This window comes from Candidatus Pantoea deserta (assembly GCF_003813865.1).
Lineage (GTDB): Bacteria > Pseudomonadota > Gammaproteobacteria > Enterobacterales > Enterobacteriaceae > Pantoea > Pantoea deserta.
This window is the reverse complement of sequence record NZ_RMVG01000018.1, coordinates 97,235-105,662: the sequence shown is the minus strand read 5'-3', so window position 1 is coordinate 105,662 and position 8,428 is coordinate 97,235. Positions and strand designations below refer to the sequence as shown.

Sequence of the window (8,428 nt, the reverse complement as noted above, 5' to 3'; positions counted from 1 at the left end):
TATAGTGTGCTGATATGGCTCAGTTGGTAGAGCGCACCCTTGGTAAGGGTGAGGTCCCCAGTTCGACTCTGGGTATCAGCACCAGTTACGTAAGAGTTCGGCGAAAAAGAATTTGCCTGGCGGCTTTAGCGCGGCGGTCCCACCTGACCCCATGCCGAACTCAGAAGTGAAACGCCGTAGCGCCGATGGTAGTGTGGGGTCTCCCCATGCGAGAGTAGGGAACTGCCAGGCATCAAACAAGAAGAAGCCCTTTGCATATGCAAAGGGCTTTTTTCTTTTCTGCGATGCCAAATCTCTGCGCATAAAAAACCCCGGAACCTGTCCGGGGTGGTAATCAGCGCATCAGCATTAATGAATAACCTGCGAAAGAAAGGCGCGCGTACGCTCAGACGTCGGATTCGAGAAAAAGGTCTGCGGCGGCGCCATCTCTACGATTTCGCCGCGATCCATAAAGATCACCCGGTCCGCGACGGTCCGCGCAAAGCCCATCTCGTGGGTTACGCACAGCATCGTCATGCCATCCTCTGCCAGCCCAATCATGGTATCCAGCACCTCTTTAACCATTTCCGGATCCAGCGCAGAGGTTGGCTCATCAAACAGCATGATTTTGGGTTTCATACACAGCGAGCGTGCAATGGCCACGCGCTGTTGCTGCCCGCCAGAAAGCTGGCCGGGAAACTTATGCGCATGTTCCGCAATGCGCACGCGCTCCAGATAGTGCATCGCCAGCTCTTCCGCTTCCTTCTTCGATGACTTGCGAACCCAGATGGGGGCAAGCGTACAGTTTTGCAAAACTGTCAGATGAGGAAAAAGGTTAAAGTGCTGAAACACCATCCCGACCTCAGTACGTACGCGCTCAATATTACGCACATCGTCGTTAAGATGGATGCCGTCGACCACGATACGCCCTTGCTGATGTTCTTCCAGATGATTGATACAGCGAATCGTCGTGGATTTACCGGAGCCGGAAGGCCCGCAAAGCACGATGCGTTCGCGCGGTTTGACCTGTAGGTTGATGTTCTTCAACACGTGGAACTGGCCGTACCATTTATTCACGTTTTCGAGCGAAATCATTAAATCTGAATCCTGATGCAAATGTTGTGTCATGGAAAACCTCAGTGCGACTTACGCCCGGTGTGAAAGCGCTTTTCCAGATGCTGGCTGTAGCGCGACATGCTAAAACAGAAAATCCAGTAGACCAGCGCGGCAAAAACGTAGCCTTCCGTCGACATCCCCAGCCATGCGGGATCGACCGTTGCCTGCTGCACGCTGCTGAAAAGGTCGAAAAGACCGATGATGATTACCAGGCTGGTATCTTTGAACAGCGCAATAATAGTGTTCACCAGACCGGGGATCGTCAGCTTCAGCGCCTGCGGCAAAATGACCAGCAGCTGGGTTTTCCAGTAGCCGAGCGCCAGCGACTCTGCGGCCTCATACTGACCTTTCGGCAACGCCTGCAACCCGCCGCGAACCACCTCGGCCACATAGGCGGATTGAAACAGGATTACCCCGACCAGGGCGCGCACCAGCTTATCGATAGTGGTGCCTTCCGACATAAACAGCGGCAGCATAACTGACGACATAAACAGCACGGTAATCAGCGGCACGCCGCGCCAGAACTCGATAAAGATAATCGACAGCGTACGCACCACGGGCATACGCGAACGTCGTCCCAGCGCCAGCAAGATGCCCAGCGGCAACGCGCCGGCGATGCCGACAGCGGCGATGATCAGGGTTAATGTTAGTCCTCCCCATTGACGCGTCTCGACGCGCTCCAGGCCAAAAAGGCCGCCATACATCAGCAGCCAGACGGTCAGGGGATAGATAACGGCCCAGCAGGCGATGTAGCGGCCACGATGCGGCACTGACTTAATAAACATCGGAATAAGAGAGAGCACGCCCAGTACCAGCGCCAGATTAATACGCCAGCGCAGTTCATGCGGGTAAAGCCCATACATAAACTGACCGAAACGCGCGTGAATAAATACCCAGCATGCGCCCTCCTTAGTGCAGTCCGCGCGCGTCTCGCCGATCCAGTTCGCCTGAAATATCAGCCATTCCAGAGCGGGCGGGATTACCTCCCACATCATCCAGAGGCAGAACAGCGTCAGCAGCGTATTAAACCAGCTGGAGAAGAGATTCTTACGCGCCCAGACCCAGGCGCGGCTCAGCGGCGTGGTGGCGACTGGCGGGGTTTCATGTGTAGTCACAGACATCGTCATCCCGTCCTCTTAGCGCTCAACCAGCGCGATTTTGCGGTTATAGATATTCATCAACAGAGAAATCACCAGGCTAATCACCAGATAAACCCCCATGGTGATGGCGATGGTTTCAATCGCCTGCCCGGTCTGGTTCAGTACCGTACCGGCAAACAGCGACACCATATCGGGATAGCCGATGGCGGCGGCCAGCGAGGAGTTTTTCACGATGTTGAGATACTGACTGGTCAGCGGCGGAATAATGACGCGCATCGCCTGCGGGATAATGACCTGGCGCAGCGTGACCGGATTAGGCAATCCAAGCGAGCGTGCGGCTTCATGCTGACCGTGGGGCACCGACTGAATACCGGCGCGGATCACCTCAGCGATAAACGAAGAGGTATACACCGAAAGCGCGACGGTAAGCGCGGCCAGTTCCGGGATCATGACGAACCCGCCACGGAAATTAAAGCCGCGCAGCGTCGGCACCTCCCAGTGCGTTGCCGCGCCAAAGCCCAGATGAGCCAGAACGGGAAACAGTATCAGCATCGCCAGAGCGGCCGGCCAAGTGCGACGTAGCTGCCCGGTTTTAAGCTGGTGCTTACGGTTAAAGCGGAACAGGGCATAGCTGCCCGCGACGGCCAGCGCGAGCGCAATAATGAATGGCCAGGTACCGGGGGCGTGCTGCGGCCAGGGCACATACAGGCCACGGTTGCTGACAAAGGCGACATCGAATGCGCTTAACGCCTGACGCGGTCCAGGCAGATTGCGCAACACGGCGAAATACCAGAAAAAGATCTGCAACAGCGGCGGAATATTGCGGAAAGTTTCTATATAAAAAGTTGAGAGCTTACGCAGCAGCCAGTTATCCGACAGCCGCGCGAGGCCGACAAAAAAGCCCAGCAGCGAAGCGAAAACGATACAGAGCGCAGAGACCAGCAGGGTATTCGTCAGGCCCACCATAAATACGCGGGCATAGGTGTCGCCTTCGGTATAGTCGATAAGATGCTGAACGATACCGAAACCGGCGCTGCGCTCAAGAAAGCCGAATCCAGAAGTAATGCCACGACTGGCAAGATTGATTACCGTGTTGTGGATCAGATAACCCACCACGATAAACACCGCGACGATGGCGATAATCTGGTAAAGCCAGGCGCGAACCCTGGGATTACCGAAGGACATATCCCTTTTCACGGTTGGGCGTTGCGACATGTTGAACCTCAGAGATAAAACGCGGGCAAGACGCCGCGGAGCGCGGCGTCCCGTTAACAGCGGTGATTAGCGGACCGGCGGAGCATACTGAATGCCGCCCTGGTTCCAGAGCGCGTTCTGACCGCGAGCGATTTTCAGCGCGCTGTCTTTACCCACGTTGCGGTCGAACACTTCCTGATAGTTGCCCACCTGTTTGATGATGTTATACGCCCACTTGTTATCGAGCTTCAGGTCCTTACCAAAGTCGCCTTCTGCACCTAACAGGTGCGCCATATCCGGCGTGGTAGGCTTGGCCGTCATCTGATCGACATTCTTCGAGTTAATGCCCATCTCTTCCGCATTCAGCATCGCATAGAGCGACCATTTAACGATGGTGAACCAGTCATCGTCGCCGCGACGCACCACCGGACCCAGCGGCTCTTTGGAGATGACTTCCGGCAGCACGATAAATTCATCTGGCTTGCCAAGTTTAATGCGCAGCGCATAGAGCTGTGACTGATCGGAGGCCAGGGTATCGCAGCGTCCGCTGTCGAGCGCTTTCGCCGACTCATCAGAGCGGTCGAAAGTTACCGGGGTGTACTGCATTTTGTTCGCTTTGAAAAAGTCCGCCACGTTCAGTTCGGTGTCGGTGCCCGCCTGAATACAGACGGTTGCGCCGTCCAGCTCTTTGGCGCTTTTCAGGCCCGCTTTCTGATGGGTCAAAAAGCCAATGCCGTCATAGTAGTTCACGCCAGCGAACAGGAAGCCCATGCCGCCATCGCGCGAAGAGGTCCAGGTGGTGTTGCGTGACAGAATATCCACTTCCCCGGATTGCAGCGCGGTGAAACGCTCTTTCGCCGTCAGGGGCGTGTATTTCACTTTGCTGGCGTCGCCGAACACGGCGGTCGCGGCGGCACGGCAGACATCCACATCAATACCCGAAAACTTGCCGCTGGCGTCGGCATAAGAGAAGCCTGGTAACCCATCGCTGATACCGCACTGCACAAAACCCTTCTTCTTAATGGCATCCAGCGTCGTGCCGGCGTGCGCCTGCTGAGCCACCGCAAACAGCGAAGCAGCGGCGACCAGGGTAGAAAGCATCATCTTTTTCATAAAGCATCCTGTGTGGCGTAGTTATTTTGTTATGTTTGATGCGCACCGTGCCGTGCGCTATTTCTGTCTGTGGCGGTCAGCCACGCATAGCACTGCAAAGCCGGTGCCAGGTTTGCGTAAGCATGGGTGGACTGGGATGATCTCTTAATAATCGGAAGTTTTAGAAAAGCAGAGCTAATATCGCGCACCAAAAGGAAGCAAAGCGAGTCGCCTCGATCACAATTAGTGCAAATAGTTTCACTATATGGAAGCAATGTGAGCCAAAGCTCAGAGAGAGATGTATGCAGCGGGAGAGTTGCCTGATTTACCGCTCAGGATCACTGAGAGCGCGGCGGAACGGGCATGGCGGGTCAGGCGTGGATAATCAGACAGGCTCTGTCAGGAGTAAAGTAATTAACAACGGCGGTCATTTTCACTGGCGCGACTGCAACTCAGGTGACCATTTTCAGGCGAATTGTTTCACCGGCTGGTACGCGCCGTTAAAAACGACACAAATAAAAACGCCAGCACTCAGGCTGGCGTCATTTACGTCATCAACAAAAAATCAGTTCATGCCGTATTTTTTCAGTTTCTTACGCAGAGTACCACGGTTGATACCCATCATCAGCGCAGCACGGGTCTGGTTGCCACGGGTATACTGCATCACCATGTCCAACAGTGGCTGCTCGACTTCAGCCAGTACCAGCTCATACAGGTCATTCACATCCTGACCGTTCAGTTGAGCAAAATAGTTCTTCAGTGCCTGTTTAACCGAATCACGCAGAGGCTTTTGCGTCACCTGATCCTGTGAGTTAACGGTAGAAACGGTCAGTACGTCAGAATTTACGCGTTGTTCGAACATAGTTCTTTCAGCTCTTTATTTCGTTTACGCAAGATTTTCGAAGTATGCCTCCAACGCCTCCAGCTGTTCGCTGGCATCCTCTATGGCGTTGAATGTGCGCCGAAACTGGTCATTAGGGGCATGTTCCTGCAAATACCAGGAGACGTGCTTACGCGCTATACGGTATCCCTTGCCTGGACCATAAAAGTCGTGCAGCTCACGTATATGCGCAACGAGCATACGCTTCACCTCTGCCAGCGGCAGCGGAGCAAGCAGCTCCCCAGTGTCCAGATAATGCTGGATTTCCCGGAAGATCCACGGTCTTCCCTGAGCCGCGCGGCCTATCATCAGGGCATCAGCCCCCGTATAGTCAAGCACGGCTCTGGCTTTATGCGGGTCAGTTATGTCGCCATTCGCGATAACGGGAATGGTGACACTCTGCTTAACTGTCCGAATGCTGTCGTATTCAGCTTCCCCGTTGAACAGGCAGGCACGAGTGCGTCCATGTATCGTCAGGGCCTGAATGCCACAGCCTTCAGCCAATTGGGCAATCTCTACACAGTTACGGTTTTCTGGATCCCAGCCGGTACGAATCTTCAGCGTAACAGGCACATCCACTGCATTAACCACGGCGGTGAGGATCGACTTCACCAGCTCTGGATGTTGCAGCAGCGCCGAACCCGCCATCTTACGATTCACTTTTTTCGCCGGGCAGCCCATATTGATGTCGATGATTTGCGCGCCAGACGCCACATTAATCCGTGCGGCGGCGGCCATATCATCGGGATCGCAACCGGCAATCTGCACGGCGCGAACGCCCGGCTCATCACTGTGCACCATACGCAAACGGGATTTGTCACTGGCCCAGACTTCCGGGTTAGATGACAGCATCTCGGAGACCGCCATACCGGCCCCGTTTTCATAACACAAAGTGCGAAATGGCTTATCGGTGATGCCGGCCATCGGTGCAGCAATGAGTCGATTACGAAGCTGGTGGTGTCCAATGCGCATGAAGAAGAAGTGACCGTAACTGTTCGCAAGGCGGCGTATATTACGCATTTTTTATCGAAGATGAAAGGCCAAACTTTGAACAATCCACCCACATAATCAGGATAAAGCGGGCAAAGTGGCGGTCTCTTTATTAAAAGCATTTATAATTCAGCAGCTTAAAAAGATATGCTGAAATTGTGAACAAAAATTTTTCTCAAAACATGCCGCAAGTCACAATATAAAAAGCGCCACATCCAGAGATTAGCCAAAGATATGGCGGCGATACGGTGATTTATTGCTCAACCTGATTACGTCCAGGCAGTAATGATCTTACTCGACAATCATCCTGCCGTTTAGCGGCTGTAGAGGACGATTATTGCTGGACTTCAAGGCTTTCTGAAACTGCGCCAGCTGCGACTGTGACAGCTGAACCGGCTGCTTCATCACCAGCCAGCGGAGACCTTCCGTACAAGGCGGCGTGGTCAGGGATCCGCTGAAGCGATAATAGTGAAAATCCGCCGGGAACAGCGCACGAAAATCCATGGTTTTGTTCAACGTGACGCTCTGGTTTTCCTGCTGAGGAAGGGCGGTCAGAATGGCATTTAACGCCGGATTTTCCGCGCCCGGTTCAAACATCACGGCCACCACCGCCAGGTCGCCCTTGTCGCTCTGATGGACGAAGTGGGCTTCCAGAGGATAGGACTTGCCCGCTATCTGGTTTTCGCTGGGCGTATGAAAGTGATACTGCATCAGATGGAAGTCTTCGCCGTCCAGCCTGAAATCATCCTCGTCGTCTACATTGACCTGAATGGTGTGGCCGTTGTTAACCAGCGTCTTTGCGGCAGTATGAAATTCAAGATTCAGCGGCGGCAGATGACCATCAATGGTATGGCGAATGTCTACTGGCGACTGAAATTTACCGGTATGGCAGGTATGAAAATCAGTCGACAGTTCGCCCCAGTGTTCCGGACCAGCTTTACCTTCATAGGTCCAGTGAGCGGAGGGCGTGGCTGCGTGCGCGAAGGCGTTAGCAGCAAATAACAGGCTAATCACTAAAGCTATTTTCATTGTCTGTCCCGAAAAATATTATAAAAAGTTAAAGGGGTCAGATAATAAATGGTCTTAACAGCGTGGAATTTTGCGGCAGGACAAATCAGAGGTAAAAGGAGAGGGTACAGGCATTAAAAGTCAAAGCAGCAGGCCAGCGCTGGCTGGCCTGCGCAGGTCAGACAGATTAGCGGCGCACGCCGGTAATCCGGCACCACTCCTCTTTTTCCGCAACGGGATCGAGCGCGAAGCTGCCGGCATAGGCTTCGCAAACGCCTTCGGCCTGGCTGGCCAGTACGCCAGATAATCCCAGATGGCCGCCCGCTTTCGGCAGAACGCTAATCAACGGCGCCAGCTCGCGCAGCGGACCGGCGAGGATATTGGCGACCACGACGTCAGCCTGAAGATTTTCCGGCTGCTGATGCGGCAGATAGAGCGACAGGCGATCGGCAACGCCGTTGCGCTCCGCGTTGTCCCGGCTGGCCTGAATCGCCTGCGGATCGATATCGATGCCGATCGCCTGCGCCGCGCCGAGCTTCAGCGCGGCGATCGCCAGAATGCCGGATCCACAGCCGAAATCGATCACCGTCTTGCCCGCAAGATCCAGCCCATCCAGCCAGGTCAGACAGAGCGAGGTTGTCGGATGCGTGCCGGTGCCGAACGCCAGACCGGGATCCAGCATCACGTTGACGGCGTCGGGATCCGGCACGTCGCGCCAGCTTGGGCAGATCCACAGCCGCTGGCCGAAGCGCATCGGGTGGAAGTTGTCCATCCACTCGCGCTCCCAGTCTTTATCTTCGATCTGTTCGATCTTGTGGCGAAAACCGGCGCCCAGCAGCGGGTGCTGGCTCAGTTCCGCCACCACATCCTCCATCTCGGTTTCCGCGTCAAACAGGCCGATAACATCGGTATCGCCCCACAGGCGCGTTTCGCCCGGCAGCGGCTCATAAACCGGATTATCGTGCGTATCCTGAAACGTCACCGAGACCGCGCCGACATCCATCAGCGCATCGCTGAGGGTTTCGGCATGCTCGCCGGTGCTGTTAATTTTGATTTGAATCCATGGCAT

At 54.8% G+C, this 8,428-nt stretch carries 8 protein-coding genes, 1 tRNA gene and 1 rRNA gene; 2 read left to right on the top strand and 8 right to left on the bottom strand.

Annotation, left to right across the window (positions count from 1 at the left end; genetic code table 11):
• Positions 1-8 precede the first annotated feature (8 nt).
• Positions 9-84, top strand: a tRNA-Thr gene (locus BBB56_RS19225).
• Between the two features lie 31 nt (positions 85-115).
• A 5S ribosomal RNA gene (rrf, locus tag BBB56_RS19220) occupies positions 116-231 on the top strand.
• A 117-nt stretch (positions 232-348) separates the two neighbouring features.
• Here rrf and BBB56_RS19215 read toward each other — a convergent pair.
• The 8 genes from BBB56_RS19215 to prmA form a co-directional block, all read right to left on the bottom strand.
• Complete coding sequence (locus BBB56_RS19215; RefSeq protein ID WP_123802535.1) at positions 349-1,107, bottom strand: amino acid ABC transporter ATP-binding protein; 759 nt, start codon at positions 1,105-1,107, stop codon at positions 349-351.
• 8 nt (positions 1,108-1,115) lie between these two features.
• Positions 1,116-2,216 (bottom strand): amino acid ABC transporter permease, encoded by a 1,101-nt coding sequence (locus tag BBB56_RS19210; RefSeq protein WP_123802534.1) that lies wholly within the window; start codon positions 2,214-2,216, stop codon positions 1,116-1,118.
• A gap of 15 nt (positions 2,217-2,231) precedes the next feature.
• A complete protein-coding gene (locus tag BBB56_RS19205; RefSeq protein WP_123802533.1) occupies positions 2,232-3,410 on the bottom strand; it encodes an amino acid ABC transporter permease in 1,179 nt (392 codons plus the stop codon).
• 66 nt (positions 3,411-3,476) lie between these two features.
• On the bottom strand, positions 3,477-4,502 hold the full coding sequence (locus BBB56_RS19200) for an amino acid ABC transporter substrate-binding protein (protein WP_123802532.1): 1,026 nt from the start codon (positions 4,500-4,502) through the stop codon (positions 3,477-3,479).
• A gap of 544 nt (positions 4,503-5,046) precedes the next feature.
• Positions 5,047-5,343, bottom strand: a complete 297-nt coding sequence (fis, locus tag BBB56_RS19195; protein WP_000462905.1) for a DNA-binding transcriptional regulator Fis — start codon at positions 5,341-5,343, stop codon at positions 5,047-5,049.
• Positions 5,344-5,367: 24 nt separating this feature from the next.
• Positions 5,368-6,333: a tRNA dihydrouridine synthase DusB gene (dusB, locus tag BBB56_RS19190; RefSeq protein WP_123802531.1), complete on the bottom strand. Its 966-nt coding sequence runs from the start codon at positions 6,331-6,333 to the stop codon at positions 5,368-5,370.
• A gap of 309 nt (positions 6,334-6,642) precedes the next feature.
• A complete protein-coding gene (locus BBB56_RS19185) occupies positions 6,643-7,380 on the bottom strand; it encodes a carbonic anhydrase (protein ID WP_123802530.1) in 738 nt (245 codons plus the stop codon).
• A gap of 166 nt (positions 7,381-7,546) precedes the next feature.
• Positions 7,547-8,428 (bottom strand): 50S ribosomal protein L11 methyltransferase, encoded by an 882-nt coding sequence (prmA, locus tag BBB56_RS19180; RefSeq protein ID WP_123802529.1) that lies wholly within the window; start codon positions 8,426-8,428, stop codon positions 7,547-7,549.

Coding starts and splice junctions, on each gene's coding strand:
- BBB56_RS19215 (WP_123802535.1), bottom strand. CDS start 1,107: ATGACACAACATTTGCATCAGGATTCAGATTTAATGATTTCGCTCGAA.
- BBB56_RS19210 (WP_123802534.1), bottom strand. CDS start 2,216: ATGTCTGTGACTACACATGAAACCCCGCCAGTCGCCACCACGCCGCTG.
- BBB56_RS19205 (WP_123802533.1), bottom strand. CDS start 3,410: ATGTCGCAACGCCCAACCGTGAAAAGGGATATGTCCTTCGGTAATCCC.
- BBB56_RS19200 (WP_123802532.1), bottom strand. CDS start 4,502: ATGAAAAAGATGATGCTTTCTACCCTGGTCGCCGCTGCTTCGCTGTTT.
- fis (WP_000462905.1), bottom strand. CDS start 5,343: ATGTTCGAACAACGCGTAAATTCTGACGTACTGACCGTTTCTACCGTT.
- dusB (WP_123802531.1), bottom strand. CDS start 6,333: ATGCGCATTGGACACCACCAGCTTCGTAATCGACTCATTGCTGCACCG.
- BBB56_RS19185 (WP_123802530.1), bottom strand. CDS start 7,380: ATGAAAATAGCTTTAGTGATTAGCCTGTTATTTGCTGCTAACGCCTTC.
- prmA (WP_123802529.1), bottom strand. CDS start 8,428: ATGCCATGGATTCAAATCAAAATTAACAGCACCGGCGAGCATGCCGAA.